Source organism: Helicobacter sp. WB40 (assembly GCF_027859275.1).
Lineage (GTDB): Bacteria > Campylobacterota > Campylobacteria > Campylobacterales > Helicobacteraceae > Helicobacter_D > Helicobacter_D ibis.
This window is the reverse complement of record NZ_JAQHXS010000001.1, coordinates 166786-185965: the sequence shown is the minus strand read 5'-3', so window position 1 is coordinate 185965 and position 19180 is coordinate 166786. Positions and strand designations below refer to the sequence as shown.

The following is a 19180-nucleotide window of genomic DNA, read 5'->3' as shown; positions in this document are numbered from 1 at the left end:
CTCTAAGCTTTAATAATTCCTTGAGATTCTTTGTGTTTATTAAACTCATCTAATAACTTTTTAGTCATAAAATCTAAACTAGTCTCATTTGCACGACTTGATAATTGTGCGGTTAGATTTATATTTATTCTTGTTTGTTGATATATAAACACACTTTTTTCTACAACTTCATCTAGCATTTTTATAAACTCTAATGCCTCTTTATCGCTCCTATCAAGCAAACAAGCGATAAACTCATCATTTCCGTTATATGCAATTAAATCTCTATCATTACTATATTGTTTAAGCAATCTCCCAAGCGTAGATAAAACTCTCTTGCCGGCTTCTTGTCCATACTCTGATATGACACTACTATAAGATGCGATCCCAAAGACAATTACAGCATAATCAATATTATTCTTGCTAAATTCACTCTCTGCAAAATGCAACACATCTCCCATACCACTTTTATCCATAAGTGTAGTAGTAGAATCAATAGGCAAAGTTAAACTATTTGCGTATTTTAGAGGTACTTTTTTTGGGATAGGTGCTTGTTGTTTAATAGTTGGCTCACTTTGAACTTGAGGTTGCCTACTTGACATTAATTTTAAAGTCATTTCTAGTTTTCTAAATAACTCTAATTGCTTACTTTTTGATGGTTTATTATCTCTTAGATATTTTGCTACTTCATTTTGATATATTTTAAAATCATCATTATCCACCTCAAACGCTACAATAGCCTCTAAGCCAACAACTAAATCCAAAAACTCAAACTCGGATATCTTCTTTATTTGTTCTAGCCATTTTTCTCTCCACACATTCATAGAGTTAAAATTCAACTTATCTATATCTAATAAATGCCCCTTTGCTAATGTGCTTACTTCCTTATCTGGGTGTGTGCATAAAATACGCAAAAAAAACTTAGCAAAATCTAGTTGCAAATTAAAATTTTTCTTATATACAAAAACTCTATTTAATGATTTTATAAGATAGATTGATAGTTCATCTTTATCTTTAAAGCTTCTATTAAACTCCTCTTTTACATCAGTTTCAATCATTGATAGTAATTTTGGTAAATCCAAACTACTGCTATCCTCTACAAAGTTTGGATCTAACTTTCTAGCTTGTGCATAAAATGCCTCTTTATATGCCTCTGGTGTAGGCTCTTTTTTGTTTGCCACTAATAATTTTAAAGCTTCTCTAGCTATTAATTGTATATTTTGCATTATCTTAACTCAATCCCCACTTGTGATATAAATCCTTCTAGTGCCTTTAGGGCTGCCTTGTTTATAGCTTCCATTCTAATAGAATCTGTAATTATTGAGCTATCTCCTAAAGATAAATTGTATCCACCTCTTTTTGTAAAGATTCTAGTTTTTTGATTATCTTTTGTAGAGTATTTAAACTCAACTACAACTTCACATCTATAAAATGTCGCAAACCCCGAAGTATTCTCCGCCAAAGATGAAAATGTGATATCTTTAATCTCAGCTTCAATTATATTATCAGCTTCATTCTTATCCGCTATATCTAGGTGAAATTTTTCAAATATCATCTTAGACATTTCATCTTTTAAAATAACACTATTTTGAGGATCTCTAGTGTCTATCTTTACTTCTATAAACACGCTATTACCTAGATTCTCTCTTACATGATGAGACATGGGCTTATAACCACAACCAACCAAAAATAAAGCTATTGATAAAAAAACATATCTCATTATTTAACCACCAAATTTACAAGCTTATTTGGAACAACAATTTCCTTTAAAATCTCTTTGTCTTCCAACCATTTTGCAACAGATTCTTTTGCTTTTATAAGTATTTCTTCATTTGAGATTCCAAGCTCTACTTCAATCTCGCCACGCCTTTTACCATTTATAGTTACTGCTAACATTATGCTATCCTCTTTTAAAGCCTCTTGCTTTACTGGTATATCACAGAAGTTGGCTCTTTTGAAACATTTATCGCTTAGTTCCCAACAGATATGCGGTATTATCGGCTCTAAAATATTTAATAATATAAAATAACCCTCGCGCCAAATATCTACATTGTCTTGCTCACTTAAAGCATTTAATGCTTCCATTGTAGCAGCAATAAGAGTATTAAATGGATATTCACTAGATGAGAAAACCTCATTGCTTTTCTTTAATGCTTCATATACCTTTTTTCTAGCATATTTTTCATTTTTACTAAGTGATACTTCTATGTTTGGCAAAGATTCTATAGGCTCTATTAAATTCATATTATTAGCTTTAGAAATCAATCTATTTATGAATCTATAAGCCCCATCTAACGCACTATCATTCCATTCTAGCTCTTTTATAGGAGGTGCAGCAAAGAGTATAAACAATCTAGCACTATCAGCTCCATAGTCATTAATAATATCATTTGGATCTACGACATTGCCCTTACTTTTACTCATTTTAGCACCATCTTTAGTAACCATACCTTGGGTTAGCAAATGCATAAATGGCTCACTTGATTTTGTATAACCTATATCTCTTAGAACCTTTGTAAAGAATCTAGAATAAAGCAAATGCAAAATTGCATGCTCAATCCCACCAACATACTCATCTACATTCATCCAATATTCTTCACTCTCTTTGTGAAGCAACATAGAATCTCTTTTATCTAGCGGAGTTGTATATCTTAAAAAATACCAACTAGATTCAACAAATGTATCTAAAGTATCAGTCTCTCTAACTGCTTCTCCTTTACACTTTGGACATATACATTTCTTAAAGCTATGGTGCTTATCAAGCGGATTTCCTTCGCCATCTATTACTACATCTTCTGGTAGTTTTATAGGTAGATTCTCCTTAGATTCTGGCACAATCCCACAAGTATCACAATGTATAAGAGGAATCGGTGTCCCCCAATATCTTTGACGCGACACACCCCAATCACGCAACTTATAATTTACAACTGCTTTTCCCAAATTATTATCCGTAAAATATTGAATAATCCTTTCTCTAGCACTCTTTGAATCTAAGCCATTATAGTTTTGAGAATTAATAAGCTCCCCATCATCACAATATGGAAGCACATCGGACTTTATAACCTGCTTTATAGGAAGAGAATACTCTTTAGCAAACTCATAATCACGCTCATCATGTGCAGGCACACTCATTACCGCACCGCTTCCATATCCCATAAGGACGAAGTTTGCTACATATAAAGGTATTAGCTCATTTGTTAGAGGATGTATTACATTTATTCCTAAGCTTACACCTTCTTTCTTTTGCATTGATCTATCTTTATTAGATGTATTTTGCATTCTAATTATTATTGATTTTCTATCATCATCTAAGCTATCTAAAAGATTCTTAACCAATGGATGCTCTGGCGCTAACGCACAATAGCTAACCCCAAAAATAGTATCAGCCCTAGTTGTAAAGACCTCTACTTCACTAATATCACCACAGGCTTTCTCAAGTTTGAAGCTAAAAGTAAGACCATTTGACTTACCTACCCAATTTCTTTGCATTGTTAAGACTTGATTTGGCCATTTATCCTTTAGCTCGTCTAGGCATTTTAATAGCTCATCTGCATATTGTGTAATTTTTATGTAATATTGATACATTTCTTTTTGTATTACTTGTGTATCACATCTCCAGCACTTTCCTTCAATTACCTGCTCATTTGCTAAGACCGTTTTATCATTAGGACACCAATTTAAAAATCCCTTCTTCCTATATACAAGTCCTCTCTCCCACATATCTATAAACAATGATTGTTCCCACTTAGAATATATAGGATCGCAAGTAGCTAAATCCCTGCTTTTAGAAAATGAAAATCCCAAAGAATAAAGTTGCTTTTTCATATTTTCAATATTTGAATATGTCCATTCTTTAGGGTGTGTTTTATGTTTTATAGCGGCATTTTCAGCAGGCATACCAAAAGCGTCCCAACCAATAGGATGCAAGACATTAAAGCCTTTTTTTCTATAGAATCTAGCCAAAGCATCACTTATACAATAATTTCTAACATGTCCCATGTGAATGTTTCCACTAGGATAAGGAAACATGCTTAATATATATTTTTTGGGTAAAGAAAAATCATCTTTTGGTTCATATTCTCCACTATTTTCCCAAAAGTCTTGCCACTTTTTTTCAATGTCTCTTATCTTCATATAAAATCCTAGTTAAAATCATTATAACTCTTAACACTCTCAATAGCCACAAACAAGATAGAAACAGCATTTGCAGCTAATGCTCCAAGTGCTAATGCAACAGCAACTGATACATCATTAAAAGCCTGTATATAAACAAATGCTGGCACAAGATGTAAATCAGCAACTAGTGATGCTGCCATTAACTCTGCTGACATATAGCTTCTAACTCCAACTTTAAGTATGGTAGATATGATATTTACACCACAAGCAATAAAAAGCATTACCATATTATGGTCATACAAAAAACCAATAGTAGAAGTCAAACTCATTAAAATAAAAAATATAAAAACAACCTTACCCCAATCCATTTAGATTCTACCCCTCTCATACATTTCTCGCATTTTTTTCTTCTCCAATGCTTTTTTCTCCGCATCTGCCAACTTTTGATTGTATTTTTTTAAATCAAATTTCATTAGCACAACAAGCTTGCTAGCCACAAATAATGAGCTATAACTACCAACAATAGAGCCAACAAGCATAGGCAAAGAAAATCCAACAATTATCTCACCACCAAACAAATACAATGTAAGCACAACAAAGAACACTGTTAAAGAAGTAAGTATTGTCCTTGATAGAGTTGCTGATAGTGCTTCATTTATCACATCACTTAAAGAATTATTAACCCTAGTTCCTATAGTCTCACGAATCCTATCAAATATAATAATCGTATCATTGATAGAATATCCTATTAATGTGAGCAATGCAGCTATTACATCTAAATTTAAATCAATATCAAACAAAATAATAGCACCAGTTGCTATTACTATATCATGCACTAAAGCTAATACAGCAGCTAGAGCAAATCTCCACTCATATCTATAAGACACATATACCATAATAGAAATTAATGCCAAAATCAAAGCTATAGTGCCTTTTTCTTTTAGCTCATCTCCAACTCTAGGACCAACTATATCAACCCTTCTAATAGTAAAGCTACCAGTTTCTTTTAGGGCTTCACTTATCTCATCGCCTATATTTTTATCCACTTGAGAAGTAGCCGTAGGTAGCTTAATTAGCACTTCTTCGGGTGCTCCAAATTCACTAACTTGCACACCCTTATAAGCCTCTATATCTTCCAAGATTCCTCTTATTTGCTGTAATGGTGCTTGTTTATCATATTGAATTTGAATTATAGTTCCACCTGCAAAGTCAATCCCAAGCGAAAAGCCGGGCTTAACCATAAGGACAAGCGAAGTAATAAACAAGATAGCGGATAACACAATTGCATAGCTGGATATTTTTACAAAATCATAAACTTTATCATATCTAAAAAAATTCATCATACTTTCCTTTTATATCCAAACCAAAGAGAATAATTTCCAGATTTTAAAATAGTATTCTGTAATGCTCTAAAAATACCATGCGTCCCAACAATAGCAGTAATAACAGAAGCTATAATTCCAATTGCCATAGTAATAGCAAATCCTTTAATGGCACCAGTGCCATATACATATAATAACACAGCGGTAATCAATCCTGTAAGATTTGAATCAAAAATCGCCCTTGAAGCATTTGCATAGCCATTTTCAAGCGATTTTATAAAACTCTCTCCTGCCCTAAAACCTTCCCTTATTCTTTCATTAATAATAACATTTGCATCAACTGCCATACCGACACTAAGTATTATTCCAGCCATACCCGGCAATGTAAGCGTAGCACCAAATAAGGACATAACAGCAATAATTAGCAGTATATTTACAACAAGTGCGATATTTGCTATAACTCCTGCTAATCCATAATACACAACCATGAAAACTATAACAAGTATAGAACCGCTAATTAATGCTACTAAAGATGCCTTTATGCTATCAGCACCCAAGCTAGGACCAACACTTCTTTTCTCCAGCAATACAATAGGAGCAGGTAATGCACCACTTCTAAGGGCAATTGCAATATCACTTGCTTCTTGAACGCTAAATCCACCGCTAATTTGCCCACTGCCACCACCTATTCTCTCTCTAATTACAGGTGCTGAATACACTTTTCCATCAAGCACAACAGCCATTCTATTGCCGACATTTTTACCAGAGAAATCACCAAATATCTTTCCACCTTGAGAATTTAGCGTAAAATTAATAATTGGTTGTCCATTTTGGTCATATGCAGCTCTTGCATCAGTTAGCATTGAGCCATCTAGCACAGGTATAGCCTTTAGCAGAATCTTTTGCGTGCTATCATTAACAAATGGCAAAATAACATCTCCATAGCTTTCTGCTTCGTGTGCTGTCATATTATTAACCCTAGCATTTCTAGCCTCATCTACTGCCATCATCTGTAAATGACCACCCTTGCTAATTAGCTCCAATGCCCTTTGTTCGTCTTCTTGTGTTTTAATGCCGGGCAGTTGCACAAGAATAGAATCTACCCCTTGCTTAGTTACACTTGGCTCTGATAGACCAAATTGATCAAGCCTATTTCTTATATTTCCAATAGCTTGTTCTATTGCAAAATTTTCTATATTTATTAACTCTGTTTCACTTAGCGTAATTGTATAGTCTAAGTTATTTTTATTTACTACTAAACCTGGTATTTTTGCTAGATAATCATCAATTTTTTGCATTTCATTTGAATCTAATAGAGAAAAACTAATGCTATCCTCTTTGCTCTTTAGTGAATCAATTAAAATCTGCTCATCTAACGAATAATAATTAATCTCTGAAGCTAAAGTTGTGTATCTGCTTTTTATAGCCTCTTGCGTTTTTACACCTAAAAGAAGATTCAATCCACCCTGCAAGTCAAGTCCTAAGACCACTTTAGGACCATTTGTCTGAAATAATGATGGAATAGATAGTAGCACACCAAATAAAGTAGCTATAAAAAAGAAAAATAATTTTGTATTAAAAGACTTTTTCATAGTAAATCTATTAATTTATTTTTTTGGCAACATAATCTTTTGATAACTTAACTATCGTATCATCGTTCATTCTCACCATAAAATGCTCTTCTTCCCTTTTTACAATCTCAACAATAAATCCACCAGAAGTAACTATCTTATCACCTTTATCAAGTGAAGCAATCATATCTCTGTGATTTTTTGCTTGTTTTTGTTGTGGTCGTATAATTAAAAAGTAAAAAATAGCAATAAGCACTATAAGTGGTAAAAGTTGCGCGAAAATGTTTTGAGCGTTCTCCATAAATAAACCCTTAAGATAAAATAAACCTAGGATTATAGCAATTTTAAGCTTAAATATTAAATGATACTAAAGCTTTAAAACATAAACGAAGAAATTACAGGCTACCATTTGGTAGCCTACAGATTAATGGTGAGACAATTTATCTTTTACAATAAAAAATATAGTTCCACATACACCAGCCACTAAAGATGCAATTAAAATTGATATTTTTGCTACATCTGTAGCTACTAGAGCATGTTCTCCACTGAATGCTAAATTAGTAACAAACATTGACATTGTAAATCCTATACCACCTAACGCACCAGCACCAAATATCTCAATCCATGTAACACCCTTTGGGCGAGTTGCAATACCCAACTTCTCTGCTAGGAAAGTAAATAGAAAAATACCAACTGGCTTACCAATTACAAGTCCGCATAAGATTCCTAAAAATACATGATCTAAACCAAAATCTATGTTATCTCCTATAGTAACGCCAGCATTAGCAAACGCAAAAATAGGCATAATCAAAAAGCTAGAATAAGGTGCTAAAGCATGTTCCAATCTTACAAGCGGATTTTGCACTGCTGTTTTATGAACTGCTATGTGGTGCAAGGCTTCAACTTGATCTCCATGTAATAAGATAGTATCTTTTTTATTTTGAGCATCTTGGAATTTATCAACCATTTTCTTTAATTTATCCATAAAAGATATAGTATCTATCTTAGGAGCAACTGGAATTGTAAATGCCAAAACAACTGCTGCAATAGTCGCATGAATCCCACTATTATGCACTGCAATCCACAAAAATACACCAAGCAACATATATGGCTTTAATGATTTTACTCCCATTTTATTTAAAGCAACCAATACTGCTACAATACACGCTGCAATACCAAGCCACTCAAAAGAAACACCACTAGAGTAAAATAATGCAATAACAATAATCGCACCCAAGTCATCAGCAACAGCTAAAGAAACTAAAAATACCTTAACTGATATTGATACTCTCTTGCCAAGTATGGATAATACACCCAAAGCAAAGGCAATATCAGTCGCCATAGGAATCCCAAAGCCATGTTCAGATGAAGTTCCAGCATTTAGTGCATAATAAATTAAACCCGGACCAACCATACCACCTAAAGCCGCAATAACTGGCAATGCTGCTCTTTTAAATCCTGCTAATTCTCCAAATAAAACTTCTCTTTTAATCTCTAACCCAACAACCAAAAAGAAAAAAGCCATCAAAACATCGTTAATCCAATGTTCCAAACTCATACCAATAAATATACCATTAATATCAAAACCTACTTTGCTCTTCCATAATGCTGCATAGCTTTCACCAAGAGGTGAGTTTGCAACTATCATTGCCAAAATAGCACAACAAAGTAATAACACACCTGCAAAAGATTCGCTTTGTGTTAGCTTTTTTAAGCTAGATAAGAAGCCTCTCTCATTTACTACTTCCATATGTAACCCCTATATTACTTCAACTAATTTCCCATTGCCTTTTGTATAAAATATATATCCATATATTTTACGATTCAACATCTCACCAACATAGTGCTTATACTCTTGCACTTGTTCTATATGCTTAGGGTTTGCAACTCCACTTTTATAATCAACTATAAAAGCTTCATTATCTCCAACAACCAATAAATCTAAGCGTTTTTGTTTTCCATTAGACAAAAAAGGGATTTCGCATTTTACTACCCCTTTGTGTAAAATTTCATTAAACTTTTCATTTTTTAAAGATAAATTACAAGATTCAATAATTTCATTTATTACACTATCTTTTAGGTAGATTCCATGCTTGTTTTTTAAAATCTCAAAAAGTATAGAATCTTGTATGTTATTATTAATTTTTTGCTCCATACAATAATGAAATGCAACCCCATATAATGTGGATTCTAAGTTGAAATTAGTGTTATCTTCATCTACTTTCTCTATTGTTTGCACATCTATTTGCCTACCTAAATCATGCAAGATTCTTTTATTGTTTGGCAAAATTACTCTCTTTTCATCTTGTAGCTTTGTTGTGCTACTATTTTGTATGCATAATTTATAGTCTCCTATTTCACACTCATCTAGCTTAAGTATTGAAATTCCTATATCTTTATCCTCTTTTTCTTTATCAAGCATTATGTGCATACTTCTCTTAGCTCTTGTAAAAGCCACATATAGCTGATTTTTTAAATCATCTAATTCCTTTTTTAATTCATTATCTATGGCATTTTTGTAGTCCGAATCTAAAGAGATTCTTATATTATTAATAGTGCTTTTGCTTTTTTTGTATATCCTATCTATATTTATCCCATCTTTAGAAGATAGTAGTAGTTTATCCGTATTTACGCCTTTATTGCCCTCTTTATCCATGATTATCACATGAGGAAACTCCAAACCTTTTGACTTATGTATAGTCATAATCCTAATACCAACCAAATCACTAGATACAATCTCACTATCCAAGCTCTCAACATCATCTAATATCTCATCTAGCGTATCAAAAGATAAAGAATACTCCAAAAATCTCTTAGCACTTAAACTTCCAATTTCAAACTTACTCATTATCTTATATATGATATTTGAAGGCTCTTTTGTAATGTCAATATTATTAAATTCATCTAAGCTATATTCCAATCCCAAAAGAGAATAAAAGGCCCTTAGATAAATATCATTGTTGAAATGTAAATACTTTAAAGATTCAATTAATGCTCTAACTTCATTATGAGAAATAAGTCTCTCACTAGTATCTATTACTAACTTTAGACCCTTTTCTTTTAAAAAAGATTCTAAAGATACAACTGACTTGTTATCAAACACCAAAATTGCAATATCACTCTCCAATGCTCCATTTTCCAAAAGAGTGCAAATGCTTTTATATACTCCAAGCTTAATATCCCCACATTTTCTAACACAAACATATCCTGCTTCATTACTTATAGCATTTTGAGGAGTGAAGTTTGGTAGCACATTGCAAAACACATCATTTACAAAGCTCACAACTTCCTTTGTGCTTCTATAATTATCGCTTAATTTCTCCTTTTTCATTCTGCTACTTGCAAAGTCAAAAATCTCCGGTTTACCACCTCTAAACCTATAAATAGACTGCTTCACATCTCCAACATAAAAAAAGCTTCTTAAAAATTTCTTTGTGCCAATGCCTGATTTTATCTCATTAATTAGAGGTTCTAAGATTTCATATTGCAACAAGCTAGTATCTTGGAATTCGTCTATTAAGATATGATTAATATTACAATCTAGCCTAAAATACAAAAACTCCTTATCTATTTTTTGTTTTAATAATAATTCATATACACTTGAAGCCACACTACCGAAACTAAGGGTATTTGTAGCCCTATAATATCTAAGCTTAGAATCTAAAAACACTTGAAATATAGTATAAATATCTCTTAAATATTTAGATTCCTCATTTAAAAAAACTTCTTTTATCCTATCTTTCAAACACACAAAATCATTACTATTAAATACTACTTTTGAAAAATCCCTATAATCATTAAGGGAATCTTTTAAAAGCCAAGTTTTACCTTTATTTAGCATTTCATCATAGTCTTTAAATTCTAATGCCTTACATAGCTTACCCTTATAAGACATATAAGATTCTTGGATATTTCTTGCATATATCATGGCTTCATTTTTTAGATTATCAATGTCTTGTATTTGTGTTTTTAAAAACAAATCTTCACTTAAAGATTCTTTGTAAAAATCCAAGAAAATACATATAGCAACAATCTCATTTATGCTTATTTTTTCGTTATAGCAAAACTCAAGCAAATCAAAATTAACATAACTAGATTCAAAATTTTCAAGCATTATTAATTTTATTTTTTCTATATCTTCCCTCTTTATCTCAAAATCATGCATGACACCGATATACCAACAGAAATTTTTTAAGATTCTTTGAAAAAAGGAATCTATAGTCATAATTTTTGTATCTGCTTCTAAATATCTCTGATAAATATTGCTAATAGTATCTTTAACTTTTATATTATAATTAGACTCAATATAGTTAATAATATTACTATCACATTTTCCAATACTCATTAAAAACAATGTTTTCTCTATCTTTTCTTCCATTTCCTTAGCTGCTTTTTTGGTAAATGTAAGAGTAAGAATATTAGAAGGATTCTCACCTAAAAACAACAATTCCAAATATCTTAAAACAAGACGATATGTCTTCCCACTACCAGCAGATGCACTAAGTGATAACAATGGGTCTTTCACAAATTCTCCTTCATACAAACATGATTTATAATAAATAACTTGATTGACTTATACTAAACTTTTATAATATAATAAACTAAAAGTTATTTAAAGAGGATTTTATGTCTAAAAGTTTATATGATACATTAGAAGTCTCACAAAATGCAAGTGCAGACGAAATTAAAAAGTCTTATAGAAGATTAGCACGAAAATATCACCCAGATATAAACAAAGAAAAAGGTGCTGAAGAAAAATTCAAAGAAATAAATGCTGCTTATGAAATTCTAAGTGATGAGAAAAAAAGAAAGCAATATGATCAATTTGGAGATTCAATGTTTGGAGGACAGAATTTCCACGACTTTGCTAGAGGACAAGGAAGTGCCAATTTAGATGATATTTTAAGTCAAATTTTTGGCAAAGGAGGCTTTGGAGCTGGATTTGGAAGTGGCTTTGGTGGAGGCTTTGGTGGAGGCTTTGGAGATGGTTTTAGCTCTTTTGGTGGATTTACCCCAAACTTAGATGTAAATGCAAATATAACAATACCATTTACAACTGCAGTTCTTGGTGGGAAGCATAGCATTAATCTTCGCGGAAATGAGCTAAATATAAAAATACCAGCCGGAATAAAAAATAATGAAACAATAAGACTAAGGGGTAAAGGAAATAGTGCAAATGGCAGAAGTGGGGATTTGTTATTAAAAGTAAGCGTAAGCCCACACCCAGAATACAGACAAAATGGTGATAATTTAGAAAAAACATTTGATATACCGCTTAAGAGTGCATTATTTGGTGGTAAGGTAGAAATAGAAACACTATATAAAACAATCACTCTAAAAGTCCCACAAAACACAAAAAATGGTCAAAAGTTTAGAGTAAAGGAATTAGGAGTATTAAATAGAAAAACAAATACCAAAGGTGATTTATTCTTAGAAGCAAACATAATTCTACCAAGTATCGAATCTATGCCTAAAGAATTGGTAGAATCGCTAGAAAAATATCTATAAGGAGAGAGAAATGTATGGATATGATGAACCAATGTATCTAATAAGCGTCGTAGCAAAGATATTAAGCATACACCCACAAACATTAAGACAATACGAAAGAGAGGGTCTTATAGAGCCGGGTAGGACCGATGGAAAAATGCGTCTATATTCACAAAGAGATATTGATAAAATAAAGACAATACTAAGGCTAACGCGTGATTTGGGCGTGAATCTAGCAGGTGTAGATATAATCTTACGACTAAAAGATAGACTAGATGACCAAGATAGAGAAATAGAAGAAATGAAAGTAATAATAGAAAAGCTAAAAAATAATCAACCAAGTAAATCAATAGCCAAAAAACAAAGCTCTTATGAAGTAATCATATTTGAAAAACACTAAAAGTGTTTTTCATTCCTAGCTTCCTATTACATTTCCATTTTTATGCCTTATTTGAACAATTGTGCTTCTTGGAGTTGAATCTCCACCATTTGGATAATGACTTGGAAGCAAATTTTCTCCCGGATGCTGAATGCCAATAAACATTGTTTTATAATCTTTTGAAAATGCTATACCAGTAATCTCACAACCAATAGGACCACTTAAGAATCTCCTAACTTCTCCTGTATTTGGATTGGCACACAATAGTTGATTATTCCCCATTCCTAGAAAATCACCTTCATTACTATACTTACCATCAGTTTCAATCCATAATCTACCAAACTTATCAAATGCCAAACCATCTGGACTATTAAACATATTATCTTTAGTTATATTGCTAGTTCCTTTTCTTAGATCATTTGGATATTGCATCGGATTTCCTGCAAGAAGAAAAATATCCCACTTAAATTTAGTTGAGTTATGATTATTATCTTTATGCCACCATCTTATTATATGTCCATACTGATTTTTTACCCTTGGGTTTGCAGCACCAGCTTCTGTTCTCTTTGTATTGTTTGTTAATGTCGCATATACAAATCTACTATTATTATCAGCCACAATCCACTCTGGTCTATCCATAGGTGTAGCACCCACAAAACTGGCTGCAAGTCTAGTATCTATCAAAATATCTTCGTAAGAAAAAAATCCATTCTCCTTAATTAGTCCATTTTTGCCATAGCTTAATTCTATCCATTCACCAGTCCCTTCTAGCTCATTTTTACCATTTGTAAATTTAGCCACATACAAAGTTCCGCTTTCTAAAAGATTCCTGTTATTTTTATTGTTTTTGCTATCAAATTTATTTTTAGATACAAATTTATAAATAAACTCATTTACCTCATCATCGCCCATATATACAACAACATGACCATCTTTATTTATCAACACTTCTGCATTTTCATGCTTGAATCTTCCCAATGCACAACGCTTAATAGGTGTTGAATTAGGATTGTAAGGATCTATTTCTACTACATAGCCAAACCTATTTGGCTCATTTCTATTTTTTGATATATCAAATCTAGAATCAAGCTCCCATTTATAAACACTATCTACACCAACTCCATATCTTTTCTCACTTTCGTTTAACTCTAACTTCTTATTGCTAGAACCAAAAAAATCATCAAAATTCTCTTCACAAGCAAGATATGTCCCCCATGGGGTTTTGCCATTTGCACAATTATTTATAGTTCCTAGTATTCTCTCTCCATTTTTATCATCTTTAGTTTTTATTCTATCAAACCCTCTTAATGTGCTAACTTCCATAGGTGTATGGGCTGTGATTCTGCGATTATATTTAGAATCTTTTACAATGTTAAAATCCCCATTTTTATCTTTTTTAATCTCAAAAATACTAACTCCAAGCGAATTTTGCTCATATCTTACATCATCTAAAGTCATGTTTTTGCCATTATGATTAAACATATGCTCTGGATTAATATACTCATTATTTACACACATAATATATGAATCCTCACTTAATTCAAACACAGACATTCCATCTGTATTATCACCAAATGTTAAAGTTGCATTATTAATTGAATCTTCATTTATAATTTTTGATTCATCAAACTCTTTTGCACTAGAAAACAATGGATCTCCCCAACTAATTAGTGGCTTTACCTCATAATCCTTTGGAACTACTACTATATCTTTTGTATTTATATCTATTGATTCAAATCCTAGCAGTTTGTTTTCCTTAGCATTAAGAATTGATGCACCAAAAAAACTAGCATAAGATAAAGAAGCAGTCGATACTCCAAGAATTTTCATAAAATTTCGTCTTTGCATTTATATCCTTTTAAAGTAGATTAAAAGGATTCTAAAAGAAGTGTGTAAAAGAGCTGTAAAAAATGAGAAAAATATCCAAAAAAATACAAACACCAAAATGGTGCTTGTATTTTATTTTTGCATCAATATAGGTAAAGGAAGTCGTCTTCTTGTGTTATATTTTTCCCCATAATGCTTTACTAAATAATCAAGTAGCTTACTTTCATCTTCAGCAGGAATCTCCCATAAGCCTTCGCTCTCTTGCATCCATCTAATAGCAGCTATCCATGCATCTCTATTTGCATTCATATTTACAATAAGCCCAGAGTTATGACACGCGAGACAATGATTTTCAACTAGCTCAACATTGGTGTCTATAATAAGACCATTGTCAGGATTTATCTTATATTCTGCAAACAAACAAGAAATACTCAAAAACAAAAATACAAATAATTTTTTAAACATTTCTTACACCCCTACTACACTTACTCTATGACATGAATTATTTAAATAACCATTTGGATTCCATTGTGCTAGAACCATAGGCTGACTTTTACCCTCGCTATCTACTGCTCTAGCCCATATCTCATAATATCCTTTTGTTGGAAGCTTGATTTTTGTGCTCCATTTTTGCCATGCAAGTCTATTTATAGGCTTTTCTACATTAGCTTTAATCCAAGTAACACCATAATCAACACTTACATAAACTTCATTTACCTCTAACTCACCTGCCCAAGCCTTGCCTCTAACTTCGAAATTCTTATTTGCTTTAAACTTCGTATCATTTTTAATGTTTGTAATAATTGACTTAACAGGCATAGATTCAATTATTTTCATTTCGCCTTTATAATTAAAGTCTCCCGGTCTTACAGGCTCTACTGGAATCTTATATGAAGTAGCCATTTTCTCGCCATCATGAATCTTATCTCTAACTACAATCTTAGATAGCCACTTCCCACTAGCACTAGCAGGATATCCACCACATACTAATCTTAAAGGATACCCATTAACCCAAGGTATATCTTTACCTTCATATTCCCATGCTATAAGCGTTTCATCTTGTAATGCTTTTTTTAGTGGCACACCTCTACTAATTGGTGCAACCTCTTCTCCAGTAAGCTTTGTATCAACACCATAGTATCCGATATACACAGCATCATCTTTGATACCGCAATCCTCTAAAATATCCCTAACCCTAACACCAGTCCATCTACCACATGCAACAGCACCATAGCCCCATTGTGTCCCTTTTGTGCTAGGTATTACTTCACCTCTACCATTACCACCACACTCTAAAGTAAGTGCATAAGTATAGTGCTTAAACTTACTTTTTAACTCATCTAAAGTATAAGTCTTAGCGTCCTTTACACTCTCCCCACTTACTTCAAGTGTCCAACCATTTTTTACTCTTTCTTTAATCTTATCCATTGAAGGTGGCACACCATTGTTTCTTATAAAGAAGTTTTCAGGTTTAGTAAAATCAGAATCTAACGCATACACTTCTGTTTCTGCAGTTAGTGGTCTTTCTCCATGATATTTTAGATTCTTCTTATCTTTTAGTCTATAAGCTGGTAATTCATTTGCTAGTGCTACACTACCGCCAAAGCTATTAAACAATGGCATAGCACTAATTCCAAGCAATGCAATACCAACTTTAGAGAAAAAACCTCTCCTCTCTTTGTCTTGTAACTCAATGTTTGTAATCTTTTTAGACATTTAATACTCCAAATTTATTTATGTTAAAAACATAAGTTTATGTAATTAAATGTTAAAAAAGATAAAAATATTTTTTCTTTATTTATTGCTATATAAGCTTGATATATCGATAATTACGAGTTTTATATAAAATTATTAAAATTTTACTTTTAAACTAATAGCCCTCTCTTTTGTATTCTCCACTTTTACCACCACTTTTTTTGAGCAAGTATATATCACTAAGCACCATTGTCTTATCGATTGCCTTAACCATATCATAAATTGTCAAAAGTCCTATATTTACTCCCATTAACGCTTCCATTTCAACACCTGTCTGTCCATTTGTCTTTGCCCTTACTTCTAAGATAAATGAATTTTCACTCTCTATCTCTTCTATATTGCATTTCACAGAGGTTAGATATAGAGGGTGGCACATTGGAATAAGCTCTGAAGTCCTCTTAGCACCCATTATTGCAGCGATAATTGCAGTTTGTATTACTGGTCCCTTTTTTGTTTTTAGCTCCACTACTGCACTAAAGGCTTCTTTGCTCATTGTGATTTTGCCTCTAGCTACTGCTTCTCTATTTGTATTATCTTTATTTGATACATCTACCATGTTTGGATTATTATTATTATCTAAGTGAGTTAGTTGCATTTCTATCCTTTATTTACTTTATACACAATTATACTATCATTGCTAAGCACTTCTTTAAATAGCCTTGAATCTAGATTCTTAAACAATACAGCCTTAAAATAAAAACTATCCAAATACTCCCTATCACACACTAATGCCCTATTATCTTTTAGTATTATTGCTACTAGTTTTGAATCTGTTAAGATTTTTTTAGAGTTGCTTTTTAAATTAATAATTTCTCCAACTTGTATTACATCTCCATTTAAAGTTAAATATCCACTTACAACATCTAGTTTGATACCATTTTTAAAATATGCCTTATTATCAATATAAACTTGAGATAGCATAAAAACACCTAGCTTAAAAGTCTCTCCGCTTGTTATATTGATTTTGCTAAAGCTACTTACAGCAGGGAAAATATTTAGCATTCTTAATGGCAAGATAATATAAATATTCTTAGAAGTTTCATATCTAAAGCTTGGACTTTCTAGTGCTTCTATAGCTTTATTTGGAGTGTAGTTATTTTTTTTTAAAAACTCTTCAAAGCTCATATCGGGCAAAATTTTTGATAAGTTATAGCTTAGATTCTCGCTATCTCCGCTAAGTATCAAACTTACTGGATAATTACTATGTCCTTCATGAATCCCACCATCGATTATTGTGTTTAATTTTGAATAATATCTAATTATATATCCATAATCCCACCAAGAAATAGCATAATCTCCAATTTCACTAGGAATCTCATTTAAGATTCTAACTTCGCTATTATTTAGCACTGGTGGAATAATATAGCTCCTAATGTGCATAACATGTGGAAAAAGTGCTACAAAGGCATACAATATACCAATTATTGTAGATATAGTTTTGTGTGATTTTATATACTCTAAAACAAATACAAGAAAATATCCAACACCAACAGCAAAAACACTAACACTATAAATGCTAAACCTAAGCCCTTTAAAATAAGAAAAGAATCCAAAAATAACAAATGGTAGAAAAATCAAAAACTCTCTTTTTTTAAAGAACAATAAAATAAGTCCAAGACAACCAATAATAAACCAAAAGATTCCACCACTAACTCTATAAGCAAATGTGGAAAAATCAATATTTGAAGTCTCTGATATGGTATTTATAACACCAAAATAATGAAAAATGCTATTACTTACTATACTATCTTTATTAAAGTATGCACTACCAAGCACAGAAGGCAACAAATTATAAGCCACAAATATCACAAATACAAATAAAACAAAATAAAAAATATAAGCTACATACCTTCTATCTATATACATTACAAATGGCAAAAATAAAGAAAATAATGAAACATAAACTCCAAACATCTCATATAACACAAGAAAACTAGCATAACTTATACACAAAATCTCTAATGAAACACTTCTTTTAAAGAAAAACAAAACAAGCAAAAAACCAAAAAGCACATAAACTAATGAATGATAATATGTAAGTGCAAATAAACTAAGTAATAAAACAGCAAAAATGCTACATAAAGTGTTTCTATATAAATACCTTAAAATAAACATGGCAATAAATAACAATAAAACAATAACAAGCATATCAGTATCATAGTAGCCAAACATTGTTCTATTGTAATAGCTAACGCCTATTCCACTTAAAACCCCACAAAACAAACTAATAAAAATATTAAAACCGCCATAAAAATAAAGACTAATTACAACAGGAAAAACAACTAAAGACCCAACAAAACCAGGCAAATAAAACATTAAAACATCTATATCAATATGTAACACTTGTGCTAAAAAAGCCGTAATTATGGATAATATCTCATAGGTTGGAGATAGATTCGTATTTTTAATACCCTCCATTATATCCCTAGTGCCCTCTGCATAAAAATATGCATCATTTGTATTTAGTATAAAGGTGTCATTCCACATAAATTCGTTGATTCCGTATATACTAAAAGGATAATAAAACCTAAAAATAACACATACAAAATAAGCACAGACTATCAAAACAATATTTTTATTTAACATAAAATGCTACCTTACTAAACATTCTTTTTATTATAAATATAATCTATAAAACATTAAAAAAATAATATTCTATAAAAAATCATGTATAAATTCGAAACTAAAATACAATTTTAATCAAAATTTAAGCTAAAAAAGTTAAAATTCTATTGTCTTTTTCT

The 19180-nt window shown here is 31.6% G+C and carries 16 protein-coding genes; 2 read left to right on the top strand and 14 right to left on the bottom strand.

The window, feature by feature from the left end; all coding sequences use genetic code 11:
• Positions 1-2 precede the first annotated feature (2 nt).
• The 9 genes from PF022_RS00985 to PF022_RS00945 all read right to left on the bottom strand — a co-directional run bounded on the left by PF022_RS00985 (position 3) and on the right by PF022_RS00945 (position 11513).
• Positions 3-1205, bottom strand: coding sequence for a diguanylate cyclase domain-containing protein (locus PF022_RS00985; protein ID WP_271021139.1), 1203 nt, complete (start codon positions 1203-1205; stop codon positions 3-5).
• Positions 1205-1699: an LPS assembly lipoprotein LptE gene (gene lptE, locus PF022_RS00980; protein ID WP_271021140.1), complete on the bottom strand. Its 495-nt coding sequence runs from the start codon at positions 1697-1699 to the stop codon at positions 1205-1207. The genes PF022_RS00985 and lptE overlap by 1 nt, the downstream gene beginning before the upstream one ends.
• Positions 1699-4113, bottom strand: coding sequence for a leucine--tRNA ligase (gene leuS, locus PF022_RS00975; protein ID WP_271021141.1), 2415 nt, complete (start codon positions 4111-4113; stop codon positions 1699-1701). The genes lptE and leuS overlap by 1 nt, the downstream gene beginning before the upstream one ends.
• Positions 4114-4121: 8 nt before the next feature.
• Entirely contained in the window at positions 4122-4463 is a 342-nt protein-coding gene (locus PF022_RS00970) for a DUF6394 family protein (RefSeq protein ID WP_271021142.1), read from the bottom strand.
• Entirely contained in the window at positions 4464-5435 is a 972-nt protein-coding gene (gene secF, locus PF022_RS00965; protein WP_271021143.1) for a protein translocase subunit SecF, read from the bottom strand. It abuts the gene before it with no gap.
• Positions 5435-7009 (bottom strand): protein translocase subunit SecD, encoded by a 1575-nt coding sequence (gene secD / locus PF022_RS00960; RefSeq protein WP_271022477.1) that lies wholly within the window; start codon positions 7007-7009, stop codon positions 5435-5437. Before secD ends, secF begins: the two co-directional genes overlap by 1 nt.
• Positions 7010-7019: 10 nt before the next feature.
• Entirely contained in the window at positions 7020-7289 is a 270-nt protein-coding gene (gene yajC, locus PF022_RS00955; protein WP_271021145.1) for a preprotein translocase subunit YajC, read from the bottom strand.
• A gap of 123 nt (positions 7290-7412) precedes the next feature.
• Positions 7413-8738 carry a Na+/H+ antiporter NhaA gene (gene nhaA / locus PF022_RS00950; protein WP_271022475.1) on the bottom strand — a complete coding sequence of 442 codons (1326 nt, stop codon included), beginning with the start codon at positions 8736-8738 and terminating at the stop codon, positions 7413-7415.
• A gap of 9 nt (positions 8739-8747) precedes the next feature.
• The gene (locus PF022_RS00945; RefSeq protein ID WP_271022473.1) at positions 8748-11513 is read right to left on the bottom strand and encodes a RecB-like helicase; all 2766 of its coding nucleotides are present in this window, start codon (positions 11511-11513) and stop codon (positions 8748-8750) included.
• A gap of 101 nt (positions 11514-11614) precedes the next feature.
• Between PF022_RS00945 and PF022_RS00940 the strand changes: the two genes are divergently transcribed.
• Positions 11615-12496: a DnaJ C-terminal domain-containing protein gene (locus tag PF022_RS00940; RefSeq protein ID WP_271021148.1), complete on the top strand. Its 882-nt coding sequence runs from the start codon at positions 11615-11617 to the stop codon at positions 12494-12496.
• A 10-nt stretch (positions 12497-12506) separates the two neighbouring features.
• Positions 12507-12875 carry a heat shock protein transcriptional repressor HspR gene (locus PF022_RS00935; RefSeq protein WP_271021149.1) on the top strand — a complete coding sequence of 123 codons (369 nt, stop codon included), beginning with the start codon at positions 12507-12509 and terminating at the stop codon, positions 12873-12875.
• Positions 12876-12890: 15 nt separating this feature from the next.
• On the opposite strand, the gene PF022_RS00930 is transcribed toward PF022_RS00935, so the two are convergent.
• The 5 genes from PF022_RS00930 to PF022_RS00910 all read right to left on the bottom strand — a co-directional run bounded on the left by PF022_RS00930 (position 12891) and on the right by PF022_RS00910 (position 19022).
• On the bottom strand, positions 12891-14702 hold the full coding sequence (locus tag PF022_RS00930; RefSeq protein ID WP_271022471.1) for a PhoX family protein: 1812 nt from the start codon (positions 14700-14702) through the stop codon (positions 12891-12893).
• Positions 14703-14813: 111 nt separating this feature from the next.
• Entirely contained in the window at positions 14814-15146 is a 333-nt protein-coding gene (locus tag PF022_RS00925) for a cytochrome C (protein WP_271021151.1), read from the bottom strand.
• Positions 15147-15149: 3 nt separating this feature from the next.
• Positions 15150-16397 carry a sulfite:cytochrome c oxidoreductase molybdopterin oxidoreductase subunit gene (gene sorA / locus PF022_RS00920; RefSeq protein ID WP_271021152.1) on the bottom strand — a complete coding sequence of 416 codons (1248 nt, stop codon included), beginning with the start codon at positions 16395-16397 and terminating at the stop codon, positions 15150-15152.
• 154 nt (positions 16398-16551) lie between these two features.
• Positions 16552-17031: a cyclic pyranopterin monophosphate synthase MoaC gene (gene moaC / locus PF022_RS00915; RefSeq protein ID WP_271021153.1), complete on the bottom strand. Its 480-nt coding sequence runs from the start codon at positions 17029-17031 to the stop codon at positions 16552-16554.
• A gap of 2 nt (positions 17032-17033) precedes the next feature.
• A complete protein-coding gene (locus PF022_RS00910; protein WP_271021154.1) occupies positions 17034-19022 on the bottom strand; it encodes an STT3 domain-containing protein in 1989 nt (662 codons plus the stop codon).
• Positions 19023-19180 lie beyond the last annotated feature (158 nt).